This window comes from Streptomyces odontomachicola, from assembly GCF_039605595.1.
GTDB lineage: Bacteria > Actinomycetota > Actinomycetes > Streptomycetales > Streptomycetaceae > Streptomyces.
Genome location: NZ_JBCFOK010000007.1, coordinates 143,917 through 167,807, shown reverse-complemented (window position 1 = coordinate 167,807; position 23,891 = coordinate 143,917). Strand labels below are relative to the sequence as shown.

Here is a 23,891-nt window from a genome sequence, read left to right as displayed (position 1 = left end):
TCCCACGGAATGCCGGAGCGTGCTTTCGCAGAATTCCCCTGCCTGCTTTCCGATTTCGCGTACCGAATGCGGAGACACCCTCGTGCTCAGCACCAGCACCGCCAGAACCAGCATCGGCACCTCCAGAAGAAGAACCCTCGCGCTGTTCGGCGCCGCGGCGGCCGGCGTCGCGACCGCCGGGTGCGGCACCGCGCTCGGCGGCGGCCAGCAGCGCACCCGCACCGTCCGCTACCAGGGCTGGGCCGGCACGGTTACGCCCGCCGAACTCGCCGAGGACCTCGGCTATCTGAAGGGCGTGCGGCTCCGGTGGGTCGGCAACACCACCAGCGGGCCGCAGGACATCCAGGCCGCCGCCACCGGGGACGTCGACTTCGGCGGCGCCTTCAACGGCGCGGTGGTCAAGATGGCCGCGGCCAAGGCCCCCGTGAAGGCCGTGATCAGCTACTACGGGGTCGACAAGTACCGGTACACCGGCTTCTACGTACGCCGCGACAGCCCCGTACGCACCGCGCGGGACCTCATCGGCAAGCGCGTCGCGATGAACACCCTCGGCGCGCACTCCGAGGCGATGCTCGACACCTACCTCAAGCGGCAGGGGCTCAGCAGGGCCGAGGCCGACAGGGTCGAACGCGTCGCGCTGCCCCCGGTCAACACCGAACAGGCGCTCCGCAAGGGCCAGATCGAGGTGGCCGCGCTCGGCGACATCATCCGCGACAAGGCCCTGGAACACGGCGGCATCCGCGCCCTCTTCGACGACCACCAACTGCTCGGCAGCTTCAGCGCCGGCACCTATGTGATGGCCGACCGCTTCCTGGAGACCAACCCCGACACCTCTCGCATCTTCGTCACCGGCGTCGCGAAGGCCCTGGAGTGGTCCAGGCGCACCCCGCGCGAGGAGGTCGTGGACCGCATGGTGCGCATCGTGAAGCGCCGCGGCCGCAGTGAGGACACCGATCCGCTGCGCTACTGGGAGTCGTACGGGGTCCCGGCCACCGGCGGCCGGGTGGCCGCGCGCGACCTCAGCCGCTGGGCCGACTGGCTCTCCGCACGCGGCGACATCGAACCCGACGCGGTCCACACCCGGGACTTCTACACCAACGACTTCAACCGCTACCGCCCGAGCCACAGCCCGAGCCACAGCCAGAGCCACGCCCACAGCCACCGCGCAGGGAGCACCGGCCGATGAGCAGCGCCCCGAATCCCGTACCTGACCAGCAGACACCGAAACTCCGCCTGGAGCGGGTCGGCAAGACCTTCGCGGCCGGTGGTGGCGGTGCGCGCCGCCGCCTCCGCCGCGGCGCCCGGGACCGCTCCGTCGCGGCGCTCCAGAACGTGGAACTGGACATCGCGCCCGGCGAGTTCACCGTGCTCGTCGGCCCCAGCGGCTGCGGCAAGTCCACCCTGCTCGACCTCCTCGGCGGGCTCGACACCCCCACCAGCGGCCGCATCCTGTTGGACGGCGAACCGGTCACCGGGCCCGGCCTGGACCGGGGCATCGTCTTCCAGCAGTACGCGCTGCTGCCCTGGCGCACGGCGCTCGGCAACGTCGAGTTCGGCCTGGAGGCCACCGGGGTGCCGCGCCGGCAGCGTGCGGAGCGCGCCCGCGAGGCGCTCGCCCTGGTCGGCCTCGGAGGCTTCGCCGACCGGCATCCGCACGAGCTGTCCGGCGGCATGCGGCAGCGCGTCGCGATCGCCCGGAGTCTCGCGTACGACCCCGACGTACTGCTCATGGACGAGCCGTTCGGCGCGCTCGACGCGCAGACCCGCGAGTCCCTCCAGGACGAGCTGCTGCGCATCTGGGAGCGGACCGGGAAGACCATCGTGTTCATCACCCACGGCATCGACGAGGCCGTCTATCTGGGCCAGCGCGTCGCGGTGCTGACCTCGCGGCCCGGGCGGGTGAAGGAGACCGTGCGGATCGGGATCGAGGGGCGTACGGAGGCCGAGGACCTGCGCTCGAGCCCGGAGTTCGCCGCCTACCGGCACCGCATCTGGGAGCTGCTGCACGACGAGATCGACACCGCGCGGCGGCAGCAGGCGCCGGTGGGCGAGGAGGAGGTGGCCGCGGCATGAGCAGCACGCTGACCGCACCGGAGAAGAACGCGTCGCAGGGCACCGCGCCGGAGAAGCCCGCAACCGAGGAAGCCGTCGCCGAGCCCGCCCCACCCGAGGCGGAGCGGGACCGCCGCGGCGTGCCCGCCGTCGTGGGCGGTGCGCTGCTGCGTGCCCTCACCCGCAGCGCGGCCGTGCTGGCGCTGCTCGCCGTGTGGGAGGCCGCGCCCCGGCTCAACCTGGCCGACCGCACCTTCCTCCCGCCGTTCTCCGAAGTGGCCGCCGCCTGGTGGGAGTTGCTGGTGGAGGGCCAGTTGCTGGAGGACGCGCAGGCCAGCCTCGGGCGCTCGCTCGCGGGATTCGCGCTGGCCGTGCTGGTGGCGGTGCCGCTGGGGCTGCTCATCGGCTGGTACCGGCCCGTCGCCGACTTCCTCAGCCCCCTCCTTGAGCTCTTCCGCAACACCGCGGCGCTCGCCCTGCTGCCGGTGTTCGTGCTGCTCCTCGGCATCGGCGAGACCTCCAAGGTGTCCATCGTGCTGTACGCGTGCACCTGGCCGGTGCTGCTGAACACCATCAGCGCCGTGCGCACCGTGGACCCCACGCTGCTGCGGCTCGCCGCCTCGCTGAACCTTCCGCCGCTGCGGCTCTTCCAGAAGGTGATCGTGCCCGCCTCCGTACCGGTGATCTTCACCGGCATCAGACTGGCGGGCGCCACCGCGATCCTCGTGCTGGTCGCCGCCGAGATGGTCGGCGCCAAGGCCGGGCTCGGCTTCCTGATCAACAACTCGCAGTTCAACTTCGCCATTCCGCAGATGTACGCGGGGATCCTCACCATCTCGGCCGTCGGCGTCGGCTTCAACCAGCTCCTCGTCCTCCTCGAACGCCGGGTCTCCTCCTGGCGCACCGCCTGACCCGCCGCAGCGCAGGAAGGGAAACCCCATGACCGACACCACCGACCGCACCGGCTACGACGTCCGCCGCATAGGCGGGCGCATCGGCGCCGAGGTGCTGGGCGTCGACCTCACCCGCGAGCTCGACGCCTCCCTCGTACGGCACCTGAACGGCGCGCTGCTGGAGCACAAGGCGCTGCTCTTCCGCGACCAGCACCTGGACGACGCGCAGCAGCTCCGCTTCGCCTCCTACTTCGGCGAGCTGACCAAGGCCCACCCGACCGTCCCGTCCGTCGAGGGCCGGCCCAACATCCTCCCCGTGGACGGCGATTCGGGGGTGCGCGCCAACCACTGGCACACCGACGTGACCTTCGTGCGCACGCCGCCCAAGGCCAGCACGCTGCGCAGCATCGTGGTGCCCCCGTACGGCGGGAACACGCTGATCGCCAACGCGGCCGCCGCCTACCGCGACCTGCCCGAGCCGCTGCGCGAGCTCGCCGACAGGCTGTGGGCCGTCCACACCAACGACCACGACTACGCGGCGCCGAAGAACGAGAAGGCCGCCGAGCACCGGCGCGTCTTCACCTCCACGAAGTGGAAGACCGCGCATCCGGTGGTGCGGGTGCACCCGGAGAGCGGCGAGCGCGGGCTGTTCATCGGCGGCTTCGCGCAGAGCCTGGTGGGCTTCGGCCCGTCCGAGTCGCGCGACCTGCTGCGCATCCTCCAGTCGTACGTGACCCGGCCGGAGAACCTGGTGCGGATCCTGTGGGCGCCCGGCGACCTGGTCCTCTTCGACAACCGGATCACCCAGCACTACGCGCCCGACGACTACGGCACCCTGCCGCGGCGGCTGCACCGGGTCACGGTGGCCGGCGACGTGCCGGTCGGCACCGACGGCTCGGCCAGTTACGCCGTGGAGGGCGACCACGCCGAGCACTACACACCCGCCGTCGCCTGACGCCCCCCACCACGCCCTAAGGAGAGAACCCCGCCATGGCTCCCACCGCCCTCGCGCCCGAACCCCCGCTCGTGGGCTACCTGGTGCTGGTACCCGAAGGCACCGATCCCGCGGAACTCCTCGCCCCCACCGGTACGCGAGCGGAGGTCCGCCCGGTCACGCACGTGCCGGAGACCCTGGTCCCCGAGCCTGCTCCCTCGCCCGCCCCGTCGCCGGGCCGCGGCGTGCACATCGACACCGAGCGGCACATCGCCGAGGTCGACGGCGTGCAACTCGACCTCACCTACCTGGAGTTCGAGCTGCTGGCCCACTTCGTGGCCAACCCGCACCGCGTGCACTCCCGCGACCACTTGGTCAGCACGCTGTGGGGCTACAGCCACATCGGAGACGGCCGCACGGTCGACGTCCACATCGCCCGCCTCCGCCGCAAGCTGGGCCCCGCCCACCGCCGCCAGATCGTCACCGTACGAAGGGTGGGCTACAAGTTCGTGCCGGGGACGCCGTGAGTGGTCCTCGCAAAGAGCGACCCCTGACCCGCTGAGGCGGGTCAGGGGTCGCGGGCTCGGTCGGCCTTTACGCCGCCGTGAGGCCGAAGTGGTGCTCTGCCGCTGCCTGTTCGTAGCGCAGCACCAGGAGTTCGGCCAGTTCAGGGGCCGGGCCCAGGACGTCGGCCAGGGTGTCGGCGCCGGCCGACTCCGCTCCGGACACGATGCGGTCGGGGAGGAAGCCCGGGGCTATCACGTACGGGGCGACGGCTACGCGGTCCACGCCGTCGGCGCGCAGGGCGCGGACCGCGTCGGCCGTGCGGGGGAGGGATGCGGAGGCGAACGCAGGCCGCACGGCGCACCAGCCAGTGGTACGCCGCCACTCCCGCGCGACATCTGCGATCACTGCGATCGCCTCCGGGTCTGAGGAGCCCGCCGAGGCCAGCACGACCCCGGTGGACGGTTCGTCACCGGGCCGCAGCCCGGCCTCGTACAGCCGCCGCTCCAGCGCACGGGTCAGCAGCGCGTGCGGACCCAGCACCGGCGCCCGCCGCACCGACAGGCCCGGCAGCCGCGCTGTGACCTCGGACAGCACCGAGGGTATGTCGGTCTTCGCGTGGAAGGCCCTGGTCAGGAGGAGGGGGAGCGCCACGACCTCGCGCACCCCCTCCGCGTACAGGCCCTCCAGCGCGCCCCGCACCGACGGCACGTCGAAGTCGAGGTAGCCGACCTCCACCCGCAGCCCGGGCCGCAGCTCCCGCACCCGCGCGCAGAGCGCGGCGACGGTCGCTGCGTGCCGCGGGTCGCGGCTGCCGTGCGCGATGACCACGAGTGCGGGTCCGGGGGCCGGATGGTGCATGGTGCTTTCCTCGTTCTCCTACGTACGCCGTGTGCTGGACGCTCAGTGCCCCGAGGCCAGGAGGCCGCGGTTGCGGAGTACGCGGCGTTCGACCGGGGCGAAGATGAGCAGTTCGATGCCGATGCCGACCAGGAGGATGAGGAGGATGGCGGAGAGGACCAGCGACATGTCCTGCTGCATCCGGGCCTGGTCGAGGAGCTGGCCGAGGCCCGTGCCCAGGTCGGGGGACTGGGCGATGAGTTCGGCCGCCATCAGGGAGCGCCAGGAGAAGGCCCAGCCCTGCTTCAGGCCCGCGATGTAGCCGGGCAGCGCGGCGGGCAGCAGGACGTGCCACACCCCGCGCAGACCGGTCGCGCCGATGACCTTGCCCGCCCTCAGGTGCATGGGCTGGATCTGGTCGACGCCCGCGACGATGCCGTTCGCGATGGAGGGCACGGCGCCGAGCAGCACCACGGCGTAGATGGTCGCGTCGGTCAGGCCGAACCAGATGATCGCGGCCGGCACCCAGGCCACCGAGGGCAGCGACTGGAGCCCGGACAGGATCGGCCCGATCGCCGCGCGTACGGGACGTACCCGCGCCACCGTCAGGCCCAGCACGGTGCCCGCGACGAGCGCCACGGCGAAGCCGAGCGCGCCGCGCGAGATGCTGTTCCAGACGTAGCCGAGGAGCGTGCCCTCCAGCCACTTCTGGCGCAGCGACCCGGCCACGTCCGCCGGGCTGGGCAGCGCCGAGTGCGGCTTGAGCTCCAGTGCGTACGCGAGCTGCCACAGCGCGAGGACGAGGACGACGGCGATGACCGGCGGGAGCACCTTGCCGCGCAGCACCTCGCCGAGCGTCCTGCGCGGCGCGGCGTGCGTGTCCAGGACGTCGAGGCCCGCGCCGAGATCGGCGAGTCCGTTGCCGTTCTTGGTGTCCTGGGCGGCCTTGGAGTCCTTGCCGGCCTTGGAGTCCTGGGCGCTCGTGCTCCCGGTGACGGCCGTGCCGTCGGCGGCGGCCTCGCCGTTCCCGGAGCTGTCTTCGGAGCCGGGCGCGGGCGTCCCGTCGGCCGGCGTGGTCTCAGTGCTGGCCATGGCGGCGGATCTCCCCACGGAGCTGTTCGGTGATCTCAAGGGACAGGTGGGCCACATCGGCGTCCTCGATGCGGCGCGGGTGCGGGATGTCCACGTCCCACTCGCGGGCGATGCGCCCGGGGCGGGAGGAGAGCAGCACCACGCGCTGCGCGAGCCGCACGGCCTCGCGCACGTTGTGCGTGACGAAGAGGACGGACACGTTGGTCTCCGACCAGATGCGGGTCAGCTCCTCGTGCAGGACGTCCCGCGTGATGGCGTCCAGCGCCGCGAACGGCTCGTCCATCAGCAGCAGTTGGCTGTCCTGCGCGAGCGCGCGGGCCAGCGCGACGCGCTGCCGCATGCCGCCGGACAGCTCGTGCACCCGCTTGCGGTGCGCGCCCTTGAGCCGCACCAGCTCCAGCAGCCGCTCGGCCTCGCCGCGGCGCTCCTGCTTGGGGACGCCGCGCATCTTGAGGGCCAGTTCGATGTTGCGGCCCGCGGTCAGCCACGGGAACAGCGCGTGCTCCTGGAACATCAGCGCGGGCCGGCCGCCGGGCACCTCGATGGCGCCCGAGGTGGGCGTGTCCAGCCGGGAGATGAGGTTGAGCAGCGTGGACTTGCCGCAGCCCGAGGCGCCGAGCAGGGTCACGAACTCGCCGGGCGCGACATCGAGGCTGATGTCGTCCAGCACGAGCTGCCGGGCGCCGTCCCGGCCGAAGGACTTGGAGACGCCGTCGAGGCGGGCGGCGAACCCGGCGTCGTGCGGGGCCTGCTGCGCTGGCACCTCGGCTTCTGCCGGGGTTTTGCTGAGGAGCGGTGCGGTGGGCATCGCTTCACCTCCGGAAGGTGGTGCGGACGGAAAGGCGCGTGGGACGGGGTACGGCGGTGCGTACGCGGTGCTGTCAGCTCCCGGCGCCGAGGCCGGCGTCGTCGACTGCGGGCTTCCCCTCGCCCTTCAGCACCTTGTTGAGCAGCGTGAGGTCGTAGATGCCCTTGAGGTCGGCCGACTTCTTGAGCAGGCCGGTGCCGCGGGCGTTCTCCGCTTCCCGGTCGAGCGTGGAGGCCAGCGGATCGTCGGTGACCTCGATGTCCTTGAAGGCGGGGTCGAGGACCTTCGGGGGCAGCGAGCCGCCGTTGGCGGCCAGCTTCGCGTTGACGGCCTTCTTCGCGTCGGCCGGATGGCCCTTGATCCACGCGTTGGCCTTCACCGAACCGCGGATCACCGCCTCCACGGCCTTCGGGTGCTTCTTCAGGAAGTCCTGCCGCACCACGAGGTTGGTGGTGACGAACTTGCCCTTCGGCCACAGCTTCTTCTCGTTCAGCAGCTTCTTGCCGCCCTTGTCCGCGATCTTGGACGCGGTGGGCTCCGGCACCCAGGCGCCGTCGATGCCGCCCTGCGAGAACGTGGTCGGGATCTCCTTGTTGTCCTGCCGCAGCACGGAGACGTCGCCCTTGCCGGTCTCCGCGTCCACCTTCAGGCCCTTGCCCTTGAGGTAGTGGAGCAGCGCCACGTCCTGGGTGTTGCCGAGCTGCGGGGTGGCGATGGTCTTGCCCTTGAGATCGTCCAGCGACTTGATCTTCTTCGGGTTCACCACCAGCGAGGCGCCGCCCGAGGTGGCGCCGGCCACGATCTTCAGGTCCTTGCCGCCGGACTGCACATAGCCGTTGATGGCGGGCGAGGGACCGACCCACGTCATGTCCACGGCCTTGGCGTTCAGCGCCTCGATCGCGGCGGGGCCCGCGTTGAACACCTGCGGCACGGCCTTCGTACCGCCGAGCTCCTTCGGTATCTCGCCGCCGTCGCGCAGGCCGGCGAGCGGGGTGGCGTGGGTGACGTTGGCGAAGTAGCCGATGCGCACCTTGTCGAGGCCGTCGACCTTCTCGCCGCCGGCGGCGGCCGGTCCCGTGTCCTTCTTGACGGCCTGGGAGCCGTAGCCGCAGGCGGTCGCCGTCAGCAGCAGGGGCAGCGCTACGGCGGCGGCGAATACGAGGCGCGGGGCGCGGCGGGTGGATGACACAGAGGGGTCCTCTCGTGCGGGACGGAAGAGCGGCGGACTGCGGGGGAGCGGAGCGGACGTACGGGGTGTGCCGCGGCGGTGAGCGGGCGCAGCGGCCCGTACGCCGCCGGGCACAGGTGCCCGTCTGTCAGCGGGCGCATCGGCCCACTCCGCCCTGGCCGCTTCCGCGCGCCCCGGAGCCGATCCGGCCGCCCGTCTGGTCGAACGTCGAGAACGCCTCTGTGTGCAGGGTCATCTCTAGAAGTCCCAGCCCTCGTCGTCGGGTTGGAGCGCCTGCGCCGCGGCGGCCCGCGCCGATTCGGCGAAGGCGTGCCCGGCCATGCCCGCCGTCAGCGTGGTGCCGTCGGAGGGGTCGATGAGCAGGAAGGAGCCGGTGCGGCGGGAGTCGGCGTAGTGGTCGACGGGCAGCGGCTCGGAGGTGCGCAGCACCACGCGGCCGATGTCGTTGGCCACCAGCTCGCCGGGCTCGGGGTGCTGGGAGAGGTCGTCCAGCGTGAGCCGCGAGGGGATCTCCTTCACGATCGCCTTGACCGTGCGGGTGGTGTGCTTGAGCAGCACCCGCGCGCCCGGCCTGAGCGGCGAGTCGTCCAAGTGGCAGACGGTGGCGGTCAGATCCTGGGTCGGCTCGACCGTGGCGTCGGCCGGGACGATGCTGTCGCCGCGCGAGATGTCCAGGTCGTCGGCCAGCAGCACGGTCACCGACTGCGGAGCCCAGGCCACCTCGACGCTCTCGCCCAGCTTGTCGAGCCCCGTGATCGTGCTCGTACGGCCCGAGGGCAGGACGGTCACCCGCTGGCCCACGCGCAGCACGCCGGAGGCCACCTGGCCCGCGTACCCCCGGTAGTCCGGGTGCTCGGCGCTCTGCGGGCGGATCACGTACTGGACGGGGAAGCGGGCCACCTCGTCGCTCGGGTCGTGCGTGACCGGGACGGTCTCCAGGTGCTCCAGCACCGTGGGGCCGCCGTACCAGTCCATGTTCGCGGAGGGGGTCACCACGTTGTCGCCGACCAGCGCCGAGATGGGGATCGCGGTCACCTCGGGGACGCCCAGCGAGGTGGCGTACTCGGTGAACTCGGCGGCGATGCGCGCGAAGACGGCCTCGTCGTAGCCGGCGAGGTCCATCTTGTTGACCGCGAGGACCACGTGCGGCACCCGCAGCAGGGCCGCGACCGCCGCGTGCCTGCGGGTCTGCTCGACCACGCCGTTGCGCGCGTCGACCAGCACCACGGCCAGCTCGGCCGTGGAGGCGCCGGTGACCATGTTGCGGGTGTACTGCACGTGCCCCGGGGTGTCGGCCAGGATGAACCGGCGCTTCGGGGTGGCGAAGTAGCGGTAGGCCACGTCGATGGTGATGCCCTGCTCGCGCTCGGCGCGCAGGCCGTCGGTGAGCAGCGCGAGGTCGGGGGCCTCCTGGCCGCGCGCGGTGGACGCGCGCTCCACGGCCTCCAGTTGGTCGGAGAGCACCGACTTGGAGTCGTGCAGCAGCCGTCCGACCAGCGTGGACTTGCCGTCGTCGACGGATCCGGCGGTGGCGAAGCGCAGCAGCGAGGTGGCCGCGAGGGCCTCCTCGACGGCGGCGGGGGTGGGCTGGGAAGTGGACATCTCTAGAAGTACCCCTCGCGCTTGCGGTCTTCCATGGCCGCCTCGGACAGCTTGTCGTCGGCGCGGGTGGCGCCGCGCTCGGTCAGCCGGGAGGCGGCGATCTCGGTGATGACCTTCTCGATGGTGTCGGCGTCGGAGTCCACGGCGCCGGTGCAGGACATGTCGCCGACGGTGCGGTAGCGGACCTTGCGCGTCTCGACCGTCTCGCCGTCCTTGGGGCCGCCCCACTCGCCGGGGGCCAGCCACATGCCGGAGCGCGCGAAGACCTCGCGCTCGTGCGCGTAGTAGATCGCCGGGAGTTCGACCTGCTCGCGGGCGATGTACTGCCACACGTCCAGCTCGGTCCAGTTCGACAGCGGGAAGACACGGACGTGCTCGCCGGGCGAGTGGCGGCCGTTGTAGAGCTGCCACAGCTCGGGACGCTGGCGGCGCGGATCCCAGCCGCCGAACTCATCGCGCAGCGAGAAGACGCGCTCCTTGGCGCGTGCCTTCTCCTCGTCCCGCCGACCGCCGCCGAAGACCGCGTCGTGGCGGCCCTCTTCGATGGCGTGCAGCAGCGGAACGGTCTGCAGCGGGTTGCGGGTCCCGTCAGGGCGCTCCTTCAACTCGCCCCGGTCGATGAACTCCTGTACGGAGGCGACCTCCAGGCGCAGCCCGTGCTCGGCCACCACCCGGTCCCGGTACTCCAGCACCTCGGGGAAGTTGTGCCCGGTGTCCACGTGCAGCAGCGCGAAGGGCGGCGGCGCCGGCGCGAACGCCTTCAGCGCCAGGTGGAGCATCACGATGGAGTCCTTGCCGCCCGAGAAGAGGATCACCGGGCGCTCGAACTCCCCGGCCACCTCGCGGAAGATGTGCACCGCCTCCGACTCCAGGGCGTCCAGGTGCGACAGCGCGAACGGGCTGTCGTCCGGATTCCCCAGCCCGCCGGCCGCGTGGGTGCTCGCAGCGGTCGTCACGCCAGTCCCCTCTCAGCCAGCAGCGCGCGCAGCGCCGCGGTGGATTCCCTCACGTCCTGCCGGTGCGCCTCGATCACCAGATCCGGGTGCTCGGGCGCCTCGTACGGGTCGTCCACGCCGGTGAGCCCGTTGATCTCGCCGGCCGCCTGCTTCGCGTACAGGCCCTTCACATCGCGCTCGGAGCACACGTCCACCGGAGTGGCCACGTGCACCTCGACGTAGCCGGTGCCCTCGGCCTGGTGGCGCTTGCGCACCGCCTCGCGGCTGTCGGCGTACGGGGCGATGACCGGCACCAGCACGGTCACCCCGTGCGAGGCGAGCAGCTCGGCGACGAAGCCGATGCGCTGCACGTTGGTGTCACGGTCGGTCCGGGAGAAGCCGAGTCCGGCGGAGAGGAAGGTGCGTATCTCGTCGCCGTCCAGCACCTCCACCCGGCGCCCCTCGCCGCGCAGCTCCTCCGCCAGCGCGTACGCGATCGTGGTCTTCCCGGCGCTGGGCAGCCCGGTCAGCCACACCGTCGCCCCTAGCTCGCCGTTGGCGGCGCCGCCCATCTCCCGCTCCCTGCCTGTTCGTCCACTCATGTCTGCTCGCCCGTCCCGGCCCGGCCCCGCGTGCCCGGCGCTCAGTGCAGTCCGCACTCGGTCTTGCCGCGTCCGGCCCAGCGTCCGGCCCGCGCGTCCTCGCCCTCCAGCACGCGCCGGGTGCAGGGCGCGCAGCCCACCGACGCGTAGCCGTCGTGCAGCAGCGGGTTGGTGAGGACGCCGTGCTCGGCCACGTAGTCCTCCACGTCCTGCTGGCTCCAACGGGCGATCGGGGAGATTTTCACCTTCTGGCGCTTCTCGTCCCATCCGACGACCGGCGTATCCGCGCGCGTCGGCGACTCGTCACGGCGCAGACCCGTCGCCCACGCGTCGTACTCCCGCAGCCCCTCCTCCAGCGGCCGCACCTTGCGCAGCGCGCAGCACAGGTCGGGGTCGCGGTCGTGCAGCTTCGGCCCGTACTGGGCGTCCTGCTGCGCCACCGACTGACGCGGCGTCAGCGTGATCACCTCGACGTCCAGCACGGCCTCGACCGCGTCCCTGGTGCCGAGGGTCTCCGGGAAGTGGTAGCCGGTGTCCAGGAACACCACGCGCACGCCGGGGAAGACCCGCGAGGCGAGGTGCGCGACGACGGCGTCCTCCATGGAGGAGGTGACGCAGAAGCGGTGCCCGAAGGTGTCGGCCGCCCAGCGCAGCACGTCCAGCGCGCCGGCGTCCTCCAGATCGCGGCCCGCCTGCTCGGCGAGGCGCTTCAGCTCCTCGGGGGAGCCCGTTGGTGTGCCGTTCTGTGCTGCCTGTTTCTGCTGTGCGGTGGTCATGCGGTGGTGCCCCCTTCGGTGGGGTCCTCGCGGCGCAGCCCGGAGGCCAGCAGCCCGAGGAACTTCAGGCGGAACGCGCGGTTGCAGGCGGAGCACTCCCAGGCGCCCGGGCCTTCCTCGGAGGGGCGCAGGTCCTCATCGCCGCAGTACGGGCAGTAGAACGGCGCGGCGCGCTCGCTCACTTGAGGGCCCCTTCCTCGGCGCGGGCCGCCCACTGGGCGAACCGCTCGCCGTCCTCGCGCTGTTCCTGGAAGGCGCGCAGCACGCGCTCGATGTAGTCGGGGAGTTCGTCGGCGGTGACCTTCAGCCCGCGCACCTTGCGGCCGAAGCCGGGCTCCATGCCGAGCGAGCCGCCCAGGTGCACCTGGTAGCCCTCGACCTGCTCGCCCTCGGCGTTGGTGACGAGCTGCCCCTTGAGACCGATGTCCGCGACCTGGATGCGGGCGCAGGAGTTGGGGCAGCCGTTGAGGTTGATGGTGACCGGCTCGTCGAAGTCCGGGAGCCTGCGCTCCAGTTCGTCGATGAGCGAGGAGCCGCGGCCCTTGGTCTCCACGATGGCCAGCTTGCAGAACTCGATGCCGGTGCAGGCCATGGTGCCGCGCCGGAACGGCGAGGGAGAGCTGGTCAGGTCCAGCGCCGCCAGGCCCTCGCGCAGCGAGTCGAGCTGCTCCTCCGGCACGTCGAGGACGATCATCTTCTGCTCGACGGTGGTGCGCACACGGCCCGAGCCGTGCGCCTCGGCGAGATCCGCGATCTTGCTCAGGGTCGCGCCGTCCACCCGGCCCACGCGCGGCGCGAAGCCCACGTAGTACCGCCCGTCCTTCTGCTTGTGCACGCCCACGTGGTCGCGCCACTGCTGGAGGGGCTTCTCCGGGGCCGGGCCGTCGGCCATCTTCCGGAGCAGGTACTCCTCCTCCAGCACCCGGCGGAACTCCTCCGGGCCCCAGTCGGCGACCAGGAACTTGATGCGGGCGCGGGTGCGCAGCCGCCGGTAGCCGTAGTCGCGGAAGATCTTCACGACGCCCTCGTGCACGTCCGGCACGTCCTCGACGGGCACCCATGCGCCGAGACGCACGCCGATCTTCGGGTTGGTGGAGAGCCCGCCGCCGACCCAGACGTCGAACCCGGGCCCGTACTCGGGGTGCTCCACGCCCACGAACGCCACGTCGTTGATCTCGTGCGCGACGTCCAGCAGCGGCGAGCCCGAGACGGCCGTCTTGAACTTCCGCGGCAGGTTCGAGTACGCGGGGTTGCCCACCACGCGGCGATGGATCTCCTCCACCGCCGGGGTGCCGTCGATGATCTCGTCCTCGGCGATGCCCGCGACCGGCGAGCCCAGCACGACGCGCGGGGTGTCGCCGCAGGCCTCGGTCGTGGAGAGCCCGACGCCCTCCAGACGGCGCCATATCTCCGGCATGTCCTCGACCCTGATCCAGTGGTACTGGACGTTCTGCCGGTCGGTGATGTCGGCGGTGCCGCGCGCGAACTCCTGCGAGATGTCGCCGATCACCCGGAGCTGCTGGGTGGTGAGCTGCCCGCCGTCGATGCGGACGCGCAGCATGAAGAACTCGTCCTCCAGCTCCTCCGGCTCCAGCACGGCGGTCTTGCCGCCGCTGATGCCGGGCCTGCGCTGGGTGTAGAGGCCCCACCAGCGCATCCGGCCGCGCAGGTCGGCGCCGTCGATGGACTGGAAGCCCCGGTGCGCGTAGATCGTCTCAATGCGGGTCCGCACATTGAGACCGTCGTCGTCCTTCTTGTTCTGCTCGTTGCCGTTGAGCGGGGTCAGGTGGCCCTTGGCCCACTGGCCCTCGCCGCGGTGGCGTCCGGCCTTGCGGCGGGCGGGAGCGGGACGGTCGGATGAGTCGGCCATGGGTGATCCTTCGGGCGGACGGCGGCGGGCGCGGGGTCGTCGGGGTAGGACGCCGTGCACGGCACACGGGCACTGGGCACACGCGTACCGCGTCAGGTGCGGCAGGTCAGGTCAGGCGGGAAGAGCGCGCGCCCGGGGTCTCGGGGGCGGCTCGGGTCAACGGCGGTGCTGTGACTGTCAGCCCGCCGGACAGATGGCGCTGGACATGCGGCCGAGGTCGACGTGGCGTCGACTCACCAAGGCGATTCCAGCTCGAGACATGACGGAAGCGTTGCACGCGCGTGAGATGGCAGTCCACTGCTTTCCGAAATGCGGACAGATCTGTCCCGGATGCCGAGACAATGTGGTGCCGGTCACACACCGCCGAGGTTTGCCCCGGCGGTGTGCGGGAGTGGGCAGATGCGTACGGGGGCCGTGCTCGGCGGAGTGCTCAGCGCTGTGCGCCAGGCCAGGGTCCGGGAGCCGGGGTGTACGGCTCCTCCTCGGTGCGGGTGTCGTACAGCCGGAAGCCGCGTCCGCGGTAGTTGGCCATCGCGTGCGGCCCGTCGTCGCTGCAGGTGTGCACCCACACCCGGCGCGTCCGCGGGTGCCCGGGCCAGCGTTCCGCCAGGTCCCAGGCCCGCGCGGTGCCGAACGACAGCAGGTGGCCGCCGAGTCCGCGGCCGCGGAACGCGGGGAGCAGCCCGAAGTAGCTGATCTCCACGGCGCCTTCGCCGTTGCCCTCCCGCTGATCCTGCTGCGTGCGGTCTTCCCTCGCCGCGTTCAGCTCGATGAAGCCGGCGGGCGTGCCACGGTCGTACGCCACCCACGTCTCCACGCCGGGCCGCTCCAGGAAGGCCCGCCACTGCGCGTACGTCCACGGCAGTCGGTCGGTCCAGGTGACGTCTCCGCCCGCCGCCGTATAAAGGAAGCGGCTGAACTCGGGGCTGGGCACCTCGGCCCGTTCGATCCGTATCGCGGACGAAGTGTCCGGAATACGGGCGGGGGAGAGGTCCCCGGGGTCGGTCTGCTCCAGGTACCAGACGGTCACCGTGCGGGTCGCGGGCGCTCCGGTGTGCCCGGCGGAGGTCGAGGTCTCGCTGCTCATGGGCCCCTACTCAACCACCCGCCGGGCGCGCCCGTTCCGTCGCTCAGCAGTCGCGCGGCATGCGCGGCTCAGTCGCGGAGCATCCGCAGCCCGCGCAGGCGGTTCAGCGCGGCGGCCGTCTCGAAGCGGCGCGGCACCGCGAAGTCCTCGTCCCGCACCGACAGCAGCTCGGCCACCCCGCCGTCGCCCTGCTCGCCCAGCAGCTCGCCGTCCAGCAGGTCCAGCGCCTCGGACAGGGTGCGCCTCCCGTCCGCGAAACCGCGCCGCACCAGCACCTCCAGCGCGTGTCCGATGCCCACGACCTGCCGCGGGTCGGAGATCTGCTCCACGGCCCGCAGGTCCACCTCGTGGTCACCGAAGGTCAGCGCGTCCTCGCCGCGCGCCTTCAGCCGCGTACGGCCGCGCGCGGTCGAGTCCAGCGAGTCCGGGTCGGGCCTGCGGTGCACCACGGCCGGGAAGTGCTCGGCCTCCGCGCGCCGCCCGGTGGGCACCGAGGCGACCTCGCGGGCCCGCTTGGTGACGTCCGAGGGCTGGTACGCGTCCATCATCAGCACCCGGTCGGCGACCTCCAGATAGTCGCCCGAGCCGCCCATCACCATCACCGTGGACACCCCGTGGTCGCGGTGCAGCGAGCGTACGGAGTCGACCAGCGGCGTCAGCGGCTCGCGCTCCTTCGCCACCAGGGCCTGCATCCGCGCGTCGCGGATCATCAGGTTCGTGGCCGCCGTGTCCTCGTCGATGAGCAGCACCTTCGCGCCCGCCTCGACGGCCTCGCACAGCGAGGCGGCCTGCGAGGTGGAGCCCGAGGCGTTGTCGGTGGAGAAGTCCGAGGTGTCCGAGCCCGTCGGCAGGTGGTCCACGAAGGCGTGCACGTCCACCCGCTCCACACGGCGCCCGTCTTCCGCGCGCAGCTTCACCGTGTCGGCGCGCGAGACGACCAACTCCCGTCCATCACCCGGAACGTGGTCCCAGATGCCGGTCTCCAGCGCGCGGAGCAGCGTCGACTTGCCGTGGAAGCCGCCGCCGACCACGAGGCTCACGCCCTCGGGCACGCCCATGCCGGTCACCGCGCCCGCGTGCGGCAGGTCAACGGTCACGCGCAGCTCCTCGGGAGCGGAGAAGGCCACCACGCCCTCGCCCGAGGCCGGCCGGTCGTCCACGCCGCTGCGGCGCGGCAGCACCGCGCCGTCCGCCACGAACGCGACGAGCCCGCGCGGCGCCAGCGCCTCGCGCAGCGCGTGCGAGTCCTCGACCGTCTCCACGAAGCGGCGCACCTCGGCGGGGTCCAACGCGTCCTGGCGCAGCGCCCGTTCGGCGATCCGCGGGAGCAGCTCGCACAGCAGGCGCTGCGCCGCGCGCCCGTCGATGCGCCGCCCGTTGCCCGGCAGCGCGGCGCCGAGCCGCAGCGTGACCGATCCGTCCTCCCCGCTCACCGTGCACGAGCTGCGGTCCAGCACCTCCTGGCCGCCCGCGTCGATCTGCACGGCGCGCTCGCCCTTCGCGACCTGCCTGGCCTCCCGCGCGAGACGACTGGCCAGCGCACGGCGGCGTACCGCGTCCGACCACAGGTCCGGCTCGAAGCCGGCCAGCTCACCGGGTACGTGGAGGGCAGCGCGGGCCGGCGGCGCGTACGGGTCGGACTGCGCGCGCACCAGCTCCAGCGTCCAGCCGCCGGGCATCCGCCACTCGCCGACCAGGCCCTTGTAGCGCCCGTACTGCCCGCCGTCGAGCTGCCGCAGCTCGTCCGAGAGCCCCTGCCGCGGGCCGCGCGGCCTGTGCTCGCGCACCTCCTGCTCGCGGTGTCCGCCGTGGGGGCCGCCCCTGCGGGGGCCGCCGCCGCGATAGCCGCGGTCGCCGCCGCGCCGGCCGCCCTGTCCGCCCTGGCCGCCGTATCCGCCGTGACCGCCGTGTCCGGGTCCGGAGCGTCGCACTGCGTGGCCTCTTTCTGCGCTGGGTTCGCGTTCGCCGGCTTCTGCCGAATGCTCCATCTTCCCGGTACGCCTTGGGCCTCGGCAAACGGGCCGCTGCGGGCCGCTGCGGGCCGCTGCGCGGTGCGGCGCCGATGCTTGTTCCTTTTCGCTGTGGTCGCCGCCTGCTTCTTTCTTGCGTTCCGCTGTGGTGTTCGGTCGCTTCGCGTCTTGACCGCCGACGGCCTCCGTCTGTGGTCGCCTTTCGCTGCGGCGGGATTCGGGTGGGTGGTTCCGGATGCCTTGTGTCTTGCGGGGCGGCCTCCGACGCTTCGCGCCTGCGGCCGCCCCTTGCCCGGCAGCGTGCCTGTGGGGCTTTCCGCTGCGGTGTTCCGGTCTGCTGTGGAGGGCGTCGGCCCCACCCCCGTCGGGGCCGACGCCTGAGGTTCAGAAGCGCACGGGAAGCGTGCGCAGGCCGCGCAGGAGGCTCGGCCTCCACTCCGGGGCCGGCTCGGTCGCGTCGTACGCCAGGCCGGGGAAGCGCTCCAGCAGGGCGCGCAGGCCGATGGCCGTCTCCAGGCGTGCCAGGGGTGCGCCGAGGCAGTGGTGCACGCCGTGGCCGAAGGCCAGGTGGGCGCGGGCCTCGGCGAGGTCGCGGTGGATGTCGAAGCGCTCGGGGGCGTGGAAGCGGCCGGGGTCGCGGTTGGCCGCCGCGATCGAGAGCACCACGCGGTCGCCGGCCCCGATGTGCGTGCCCGCGATGGTCAGCGCCTCGGCCGCGTACCGGAACGTGCCCGCCTGCGCCGGAGGTTCGAAGCGCAGCGTCTCCTCCACGGCGCCCTCCGCCAGCTCCGGGTCGGCCCGCAGCGCGGCGAGCTGGTCCGGGTGCGAGAGCAGCAGGTGCACCGCGCTGGAGAGGGAGTTGACCGTGGTCTCGTGGCCCGCGACCAGCAGGAGGAAGGCCATGCCGAGGAGTTCGCCGGGGTCGAGGCGGTCGCCGTCCTCGTCGTGGGTGCGGACCAGCGCGTGCAGCAGATCGCCCTCAGAGGCCGGCCCCGCGGTCCGCTTGTCCTCGATGAGCCGGGTCAGGTACGCGGTCATCTCGCCCATCGCGCGGGTCGCCGCCTCCGGGTCGGTCGCCGCGACCATCTCCGTCGACCACGAGCGGAACGAGGCGGTGTCCATGCCGGGCACCCCCAGCAGCTCGCAGATCACCGTGAGCGGCAGCGGCAGCGCGTACTCCTCGACCAGTTCCGCGCGCCCCCTGGGCGCCATGCCGTCCAGGAGCTCGTGCGCCCGCTCCTCGACGCGGGCCCGCAGCGCGCCGATCCTGCGCGCCGTGAACTCGCGGGCCACGAGCGAGCGCAGCCTGGTGTGGTCCGGCGGGTCGACCTGGAGCATGCTCGTGCCGATCGAGTACAGGCCGTCGCTGTCGTACTCGCTGGAGAGCCGCACGTCGTTGCCGAGGCGGGTGTCGGCGAGGGCGGCCCGCACCTGCTCGTAGCCGAGCACCATCCAGGCCGTGTCCCCGTTGGGGAAGGCGACGTGGTGCACGGGGCCGCGGTCGCGGAGCGCGCCGAGCGCCGTGTGCGGGTCGGCGTTGAAGTCCGCGGTCAGCGCGGCGAGTTCGACGGTCTCCGGGTGGTCCGCCTGCTGCCTGTGCTCGGTGTGCATCGGTGCTCCCGTCGTACGGTGAGGGCAGGGGTGAATCGGGGAGTGCTCCCCGGTTTCTTGCCTGAGCCGACTGTACGACAAAGTGGGGAGTAGTCCCCAGTACGGGGGTGCGGGATGGCGTGATGCGTGCGGTGCGGCGTGATGCGGTGCGATGCGGTGCGTGACCTGGGGCGGGCGTGGGCCCGGGTACGGCGCGGGACCGGGCGTGGTGGCTGGCCCGGGTACGGTGCGGCGCATGAGAAGGGATGCGCAGCGGAACCGCGAACTGATCCTCGCGGCGGCCCGCGAGGTGTACGCGGAGCAGGGCGTGGAGGCGCCGCTCGATGTGATCGCCCGCCGCGCGGGGGTCGGCAACGCCACCGTGTACCGGCGCTTCCCCGACCGCGCCGCGCTCATCGAGGCCGTCTTCCACGACACCCTCGCCGGGGTGCTGGAGGCGGGCGAGGCGGCGCGCGCCGCCGAGGACCCCTGGGCGGGGCTCACCGCCTACCTGGAGGAGGTCTTCGGCGTGCTCGCCGGCGACCGCGGCGCGAACGACCTGATGACGACGGGCATCGCGGGGGTCAGCACGCTGGAGACCCTGCACGGGCACAACGCGGAGACCCTGCGCGGACTGCTGGAGCGGTGCGCCCGGAACGGCCTCGTACGGGGCGATGTGGTCGTCGAGGACCTGCTGTTCAGCCTCGCGGCGCTGGGGCGGGCCGTGCCCTCGCTGGAGGCGGTGGTGCCGGGCGCGTGGCGGCGCCCGCTCGCGCTGCTGCTGGACGGGCTCCGCGCGGAGGGCGCGCACGCGTTGCCGGCGCCACCGCTGAGCGCGGAGGAATTGGGCGGGGCGCTGCGGGAGTTGGACATCGCGCGGAGCGGGAGCGCTCCGCGTTAGGCCGCTTCTTGTGTGGTCGCGTCCCGTTCGCGTGTCGCGTCGGTCTCCGGCGCTTCGGCCGCTTCCTCGGCCGTTTCTTCGGTTGCGGCTTCCTTCTCGGCGCCCGCTTCAGGCTCCGTCTCCGCTTCGGCTTCCGTCTCGGGTTCCTTCTCGTCCTCGGCCTGCGCCGTGGCGGGGACGGCGTACTCCGTGAAGTGGCCAGCGGTCGTGAAGCCCAGGGCGCGGTAGACCGGTTCGCCGTCGGCCGACGCCTGGAGCACGGCGGTCTCGTAGCCGTGGTCGCGGGCCGTACGCAGCGCGGCGCGGGTCATCGCCGTACCGAAGCCGCGGCGGCGGAAGCGGGCCAGCGTGCAGATGTTGTACAGGCCGGCGGTGTCCTCGGTGAAGAAGACCTCGGCGCAGGCGACGGGGCGGGTGTCGAGGTAGCCGACCAGGTACGTGGCGGAGCAGTCCTCGGCGAGCGCGGCGGGCGCGGTCTCGGCGGCGAAGCGCAGCACCGTTTCGGCGGGCGGGGTCCAGTTGCTGGCCAGCACGGTGGCGTAGTCGGCCAGCCGCTCCACGGTGGTGACCGGCTGGATGCTCAGCTCCTCGGGCGGCTGCGCCTCCAGGTCCGGTACGTCGCCGAGCGTGCCGGTCATGGCGGCCTCCGACTCGGCGGGTTCGAGACCGGCGGCGGTCAGGCTCTCGGAGAGCGTGCCGGGCGTGGACTCGGGGCCCACCCACCACGAGAACGTGCGGCCCGTGCGCTTGAGCTCCGCGAGGGTCTCCGCTATGCGGGTCTCCTCGTCGGTGGCCGAAAAGCGCGCTCCCGCAACGATGTTGAACGTGTCGTCGTCCAACCCGCTGTCGACGACCAGCAGATCGCCGGTCTCCCGCACGCTCATCCCCGGTGTGCGCCGGTGCAGATGGGCCGCGTGTTCCGCGAGGTTCTGCTCCATGCTGTGCGCGCTGCCGCGCGCTTCACTCGCCATCGACATCGCGTACCAGTGGACCACGAGTGGCAGCCCGGCCGCTGTTCGGGGCACGCCGAAGACCTGACGACCGCCGACGGCTTCGGACGAGTGGTTGCTTCCCGCTGCGGGGGGGGGCGCCGCGGATTCCGCTCCCCGCCCCCCCACCGAGGTGTGGGCAGTCGTTCCGCTAGGGGCGGAACGGGTGGGCACAGCGGAACCGCAGCCCCCGCACCCGCCCAGCCCCGCACCCAACGGGGCCCGGGGCGAAGCCCCGTTCAGTCCGTCACGGGGCGGGCGCGATCCACGATCGCGCCGAGGTCCAGCGTCGCCGGCAGTGTGCCGAACGCCGCGCCCCAGTCGCCCCCCAGGCGCGAGGCGCAGAACGCGTCGGCGACGGCGGAAGGCGCGAACCGCACCAGCAACGCCCCCTGAAGAACCAACGCCAACCGCTCCACCAGCCTCCGCGCCCGCGCCTCGATCCCGTCCAAGTCGGCCAGCTCCGCCAGCAGATCCTTGATCGCCCCGTCCAGCCGGTGGTCGGCCCCCCGCGCCCGCCCCACCTCCGTGAGGTACGCGTTCAGCGCCTCCGGCGACCGCTGCAGCGCGCGCAGCACGTCCAGCGCCTGGACGTTCCCCGACCCCTCCCAGATCGAGTTGAGCGGCGCCTCGCGCAGCAGTCGCGGCATGCCGGACTCCTCCACGTACCCGTTGCCGCCCAGGCACTCCAGCGCCTCGCCGGCCAGCGGCGTCGCCCGCTTCGTCACCCAGTACTTGGCCACCGGCACCGCCAGCCGCAGCAACTGCCGGTCGTGCTCGGCCTGCTGGTCGTCCCCGCCCGAGGCGTTGCCCGCCGCGCTGTCGTACGCCGCCGCCAGCCGCAGCGCCAGCGTCGTCGCCGCCTCGGACTCCAGCGCGAGATCGGCGAGAACGTTCCGCATCAGCGGCTTGTCGATCAGCTCGCCGCCGAACGCGCTCCGGTGCGCCGCGTGGTGGGTCGCCTGCGCCACGGCCTGCCGCATCAGCGCGGCCGAGCCCGTCACGCAGTCCAGCCGGGTGGCCGCCACCATCTCGATGATGGTCGGCACGCCGCGGCCCTCCTCGCCGATACGCCGCACCCAGGTCTGCCCGTCGAACTCGACCTCGCTGGACGCGTTCGAGCGGTTGCCCAGCTTGTCCTTGAGGCGCTGGATGCGGAAGGTGTTCCGCGACCCGTCCGGCAGCACCCGCGGCAGCAGGAAGCACGTCAGCCCGCCCGGCGCCTGCGCCAGCACCAGGAACACGTCCGACATCGGCGCGGAACAGAACCACTTGTGCCCGGTCAGCGCGTACTCGCCGTCACCGGCCAGCGGCACGGCCACCGTCGTGTTCGCCCGTACGTCGCTGCCGCCCTGCTTCTCCGTCATGCCCATCCCGGCGATCGCCCCGGACTTGGCGGAGGCCGGGCGGCTCAGCCCGAAGTCGTACGTGTGCGAGGCGAGCAGCGGTTCCCACTCGGCCGCGACCGAGGGCTCCTTGCGCAGCGCGGGCACCGCAGCGTGGGTCATCGACACCGGGCAGCCGTGCCCCGCCTCGACCTGGCTCCACACGTAGAAGCCCGCGGTGCGCAGGAGCTGTCCGTCCGTGCGCGACCAGGCGTCCGTCAGACCGGCCCGCACAGCGCGGTCCATCAGGCGGTGCCAGGAGGGATGGAAGTCCACCTCGTCGACGCGGTTCCCGTACCGGTCGTGCGTACGGAGCACCGGCTCGTTCTCGTTCGCCTGCGTGGCCCATTCCTGCGCCTCGGCCGAGCCCGCGTCCCGTCCCAGCGAGGCCAGTTCGGAGCGCACCTCCTCGGCGTGCGGGGAGGCGGCGTACCGCGCCACGCCCTCGGTGAGGGCCGGGTCCGCGCTGAAGACGTCGTAGTCCACCAGGGGCGGGGCCTGGTTGGTGACGGTGTGTGTCGAGGCAGGCATGCCAGATACGTTAAGGAGGTGCAAGCAGCAGACGAAACCCCTGAGCAGCCACGGCGCAAGGGCGCTTTGCGCCGGGCGCGGGTCCGGGCGCGCGTCCTGTACCGGAACGTGCCCAAGCGCCGGCTCGCCTGGCTGCTGCTCAAGGACACGGTCAACTCGTGCATGGAGTACCGGGTGCTCGGGCTCGCCGCCGAAGCCGCGTTCTTCACGCTGATCTCCATCCCGCCGCTGCTGCTCGGCCTCATCGGGATGCTCGGCTACCTCGACCTGTGGATCGGCACCGACACCATCGCCTCGATCCGTACGAACTTCCTCGACGCGTCGGCCGCGGTGCTCTCCGACCGGGGCGTCGACCAGCTCGCGCGCCCGCTCATCGACGACGTCATCAGGGGTGGCAGGCCGGATGTGATCTCGCTCGGCTTCGCGCTGGCGCTGTGGTCGGGCTCGCGCGCGGTCGCCGTCTTCATCGACACGATCACCGTGATGTACGGGCTGGACGGCCAGCGCGGCATCGTGAAGACGCGGCTGTTGTCCTTCGTGCTCTATCTGGTGGCCCTGCTCATCGGCGCCGTCGCGCTGCCGCTCATGGTGGCGGGACCTGACGCCGTGCTGCGCCTCGTACCCCAGGCGCAATGGCTGGTCAGCGTCTTCTACTGGCCGACCGTGCTGCTGCTCTCGGTCGTCTTCCTGACGACCCTCTACCACGTGTCCGTGCCCGTGCGTTCGCCCTGGCGGGAGGACATCCCCGGCGCGCTGGTCGCGCTCGCGATGTGGGTGCTGGGCAGCTTCCTGCTGCGGATCTACATCACCACGACGGTGGAGGGGCCGTCCTTCTACGGGTCACTGGCCGCCCCCGTCGCGGTGCTGTTGTGGATCGGGGTGTCCGCCTTCGCCGTGTTGGTGGGGGCCGCGGTGAACGCGGCCATCGACCACGTGTGGCCCTCCGTCGCCACCGCCGCGGCGCGCCGCGTCACCGAGAAGGCGCGCGAGGACGCCGCGGCCGAGGTCGTCGCGGCGGCCGCGGCGCGCCGCGCGATGCGCGAGGCGGAGAGCGAGGGCGGCGAGGAGGGTGCGGACAAGGAAGCGGGCGACACCGCGAACCCGCCCGCCGAATTCCCCGAGCGCTGGACGAAGTTCCTCCCGCACGGCGACGTACGCGGCAGGCTGCGCACCCGCAACCGGCGCTGAGCAGCAGGGCACGGGACCCGCGGGAAAATCCTTGGCGCCGCTCCGTGCGCGCCGCTTAGCGTGAGCGCTCAGCCTCGCGAAGGGCGCATGATGTGAACTCCCGTCCTTTTTCCGCTAATTCTCCCTCGTCTCCTTCTTCTCCCGCTTTTCCTG

Annotated in this window: 22 protein-coding genes and 1 pseudogene; 7 read left to right on the top strand and 16 right to left on the bottom strand. The window is 72.4% G+C overall.

Annotated features, from left to right (window positions below; genetic code table 11):
• Window positions 1–82 precede the first annotated feature (82 nt).
• From ABEE00_RS15290 to ABEE00_RS15270, 5 genes are read left to right on the top strand one after another with little or no spacing between them, the layout of a single operon-like run.
• Window positions 83–1,186, top strand: a complete 1,104-nt coding sequence (locus tag ABEE00_RS15290; RefSeq protein ID WP_345746004.1) for an ABC transporter substrate-binding protein — start codon at window positions 83–85, stop codon at window positions 1,184–1,186.
• Entirely contained in the window at window positions 1,183–2,073 is an 891-nt protein-coding gene (locus ABEE00_RS15285) for an ABC transporter ATP-binding protein (RefSeq protein ID WP_345746003.1), read from the top strand. Before ABEE00_RS15290 ends, ABEE00_RS15285 begins: the two co-directional genes overlap by 4 nt.
• Window positions 2,070–2,963: an ABC transporter permease gene (locus tag ABEE00_RS15280; protein ID WP_345746002.1), complete on the top strand. Its 894-nt coding sequence runs from the start codon at window positions 2,070–2,072 to the stop codon at window positions 2,961–2,963. Before ABEE00_RS15285 ends, ABEE00_RS15280 begins: the two co-directional genes overlap by 4 nt.
• Window positions 2,964–2,991: 28 nt before the next feature.
• Entirely contained in the window at window positions 2,992–3,900 is a 909-nt protein-coding gene (locus ABEE00_RS15275; RefSeq protein WP_345746001.1) for a TauD/TfdA dioxygenase family protein, read from the top strand.
• A 35-nt stretch (window positions 3,901–3,935) separates the two neighbouring features.
• Window positions 3,936–4,406, top strand: a complete 471-nt coding sequence (locus ABEE00_RS15270; RefSeq protein ID WP_345746000.1) for a winged helix-turn-helix domain-containing protein — start codon at window positions 3,936–3,938, stop codon at window positions 4,404–4,406.
• Between the two features lie 67 nt (window positions 4,407–4,473).
• Here the strand turns inward: ABEE00_RS15270 and ABEE00_RS15265 are convergent, their stop codons facing one another.
• The 14 genes from ABEE00_RS15265 to ABEE00_RS15205 all read right to left on the bottom strand — a co-directional run bounded on the left by ABEE00_RS15265 (window position 4,474) and on the right by ABEE00_RS15205 (window position 18,765).
• The gene (locus tag ABEE00_RS15265; protein WP_345745999.1) at window positions 4,474–5,244 is read right to left on the bottom strand and encodes a sirohydrochlorin chelatase; all 771 of its coding nucleotides are present in this window, start codon (window positions 5,242–5,244) and stop codon (window positions 4,474–4,476) included.
• A 42-nt stretch (window positions 5,245–5,286) separates the two neighbouring features.
• Complete coding sequence (locus ABEE00_RS15260) at window positions 5,287–6,315, bottom strand: ABC transporter permease (RefSeq protein WP_345745998.1); 1,029 nt, start codon at window positions 6,313–6,315, stop codon at window positions 5,287–5,289.
• Window positions 6,302–7,123, bottom strand: coding sequence for an ABC transporter ATP-binding protein (locus tag ABEE00_RS15255; RefSeq protein ID WP_345745997.1), 822 nt, complete (start codon window positions 7,121–7,123; stop codon window positions 6,302–6,304). The genes ABEE00_RS15260 and ABEE00_RS15255 overlap by 14 nt, the downstream gene beginning before the upstream one ends.
• Window positions 7,124–7,196: 73 nt before the next feature.
• Window positions 7,197–8,312 (bottom strand): ABC transporter substrate-binding protein, encoded by a 1,116-nt coding sequence (locus tag ABEE00_RS15250; RefSeq protein WP_345745996.1) that lies wholly within the window; start codon window positions 8,310–8,312, stop codon window positions 7,197–7,199.
• A 237-nt stretch (window positions 8,313–8,549) separates the two neighbouring features.
• Window positions 8,550–9,914, bottom strand: coding sequence for a sulfate adenylyltransferase subunit 1 (locus tag ABEE00_RS15245; protein WP_345745995.1), 1,365 nt, complete (start codon window positions 9,912–9,914; stop codon window positions 8,550–8,552).
• 2 nt (window positions 9,915–9,916) lie between these two features.
• Window positions 9,917–10,870, bottom strand: coding sequence for a sulfate adenylyltransferase subunit CysD (gene cysD, locus ABEE00_RS15240; RefSeq protein ID WP_451918584.1), 954 nt, complete (start codon window positions 10,868–10,870; stop codon window positions 9,917–9,919).
• On the bottom strand, window positions 10,867–11,451 hold the full coding sequence (gene cysC, locus ABEE00_RS15235; protein WP_345745994.1) for an adenylyl-sulfate kinase: 585 nt from the start codon (window positions 11,449–11,451) through the stop codon (window positions 10,867–10,869). The genes cysD and cysC overlap by 4 nt, the downstream gene beginning before the upstream one ends.
• Window positions 11,452–11,492: 41 nt before the next feature.
• Entirely contained in the window at window positions 11,493–12,227 is a 735-nt protein-coding gene (locus ABEE00_RS15230) for a phosphoadenylyl-sulfate reductase (protein ID WP_345745993.1), read from the bottom strand.
• Complete coding sequence (locus ABEE00_RS15225) at window positions 12,224–12,409, bottom strand: hypothetical protein (RefSeq protein WP_345745992.1); 186 nt, start codon at window positions 12,407–12,409, stop codon at window positions 12,224–12,226. The genes ABEE00_RS15230 and ABEE00_RS15225 overlap by 4 nt, the downstream gene beginning before the upstream one ends.
• The gene (locus tag ABEE00_RS15220) at window positions 12,406–14,097 is read right to left on the bottom strand and encodes a nitrite/sulfite reductase (protein WP_345745991.1); all 1,692 of its coding nucleotides are present in this window, start codon (window positions 14,095–14,097) and stop codon (window positions 12,406–12,408) included. The genes ABEE00_RS15225 and ABEE00_RS15220 overlap by 4 nt, the downstream gene beginning before the upstream one ends.
• Window positions 14,098–14,274: 177 nt before the next feature.
• On the bottom strand, window positions 14,275–14,358 hold the full coding sequence (locus tag ABEE00_RS35820; protein ID WP_309471194.1) for a putative leader peptide: 84 nt from the start codon (window positions 14,356–14,358) through the stop codon (window positions 14,275–14,277).
• Between the two features lie 169 nt (window positions 14,359–14,527).
• A complete protein-coding gene (locus ABEE00_RS15215; protein ID WP_345745990.1) occupies window positions 14,528–15,184 on the bottom strand; it encodes a GNAT family N-acetyltransferase in 657 nt (218 codons plus the stop codon).
• Between the two features lie 68 nt (window positions 15,185–15,252).
• The gene (locus ABEE00_RS15210; protein WP_451918583.1) at window positions 15,253–17,115 is read right to left on the bottom strand and encodes an ABC-ATPase domain-containing protein; all 1,863 of its coding nucleotides are present in this window, start codon (window positions 17,113–17,115) and stop codon (window positions 15,253–15,255) included.
• Between the two features lie 423 nt (window positions 17,116–17,538).
• Window positions 17,539–18,765: a cytochrome P450 family protein gene (locus tag ABEE00_RS15205; protein WP_345745989.1), complete on the bottom strand. Its 1,227-nt coding sequence runs from the start codon at window positions 18,763–18,765 to the stop codon at window positions 17,539–17,541.
• A gap of 235 nt (window positions 18,766–19,000) precedes the next feature.
• Between ABEE00_RS15205 and ABEE00_RS15200 the strand changes: the two genes are divergently transcribed.
• Window positions 19,001–19,645: a TetR/AcrR family transcriptional regulator gene (locus ABEE00_RS15200; RefSeq protein WP_345745988.1), complete on the top strand. Its 645-nt coding sequence runs from the start codon at window positions 19,001–19,003 to the stop codon at window positions 19,643–19,645.
• A 176-nt stretch (window positions 19,646–19,821) separates the two neighbouring features.
• Here the strand turns inward: ABEE00_RS15200 and ABEE00_RS15195 are convergent.
• A pseudogene (locus tag ABEE00_RS15195) lies at window positions 19,822–20,583 on the bottom strand (GNAT family N-acetyltransferase); the annotation flags it as partial.
• 290 nt (window positions 20,584–20,873) lie between these two features.
• A complete protein-coding gene (locus ABEE00_RS15190) occupies window positions 20,874–22,550 on the bottom strand; it encodes an acyl-CoA dehydrogenase family protein (protein ID WP_345745987.1) in 1,677 nt (558 codons plus the stop codon).
• Between the two features lie 18 nt (window positions 22,551–22,568).
• On the opposite strand from ABEE00_RS15190, the gene ABEE00_RS15185 reads away from it, so the two are divergent.
• Window positions 22,569–23,738 carry a YihY/virulence factor BrkB family protein gene (locus ABEE00_RS15185; protein ID WP_345745986.1) on the top strand — a complete coding sequence of 390 codons (1,170 nt, stop codon included), beginning with the start codon at window positions 22,569–22,571 and terminating at the stop codon, window positions 23,736–23,738.
• The last annotated feature ends 153 nt before the right edge of the window (window positions 23,739–23,891 follow it).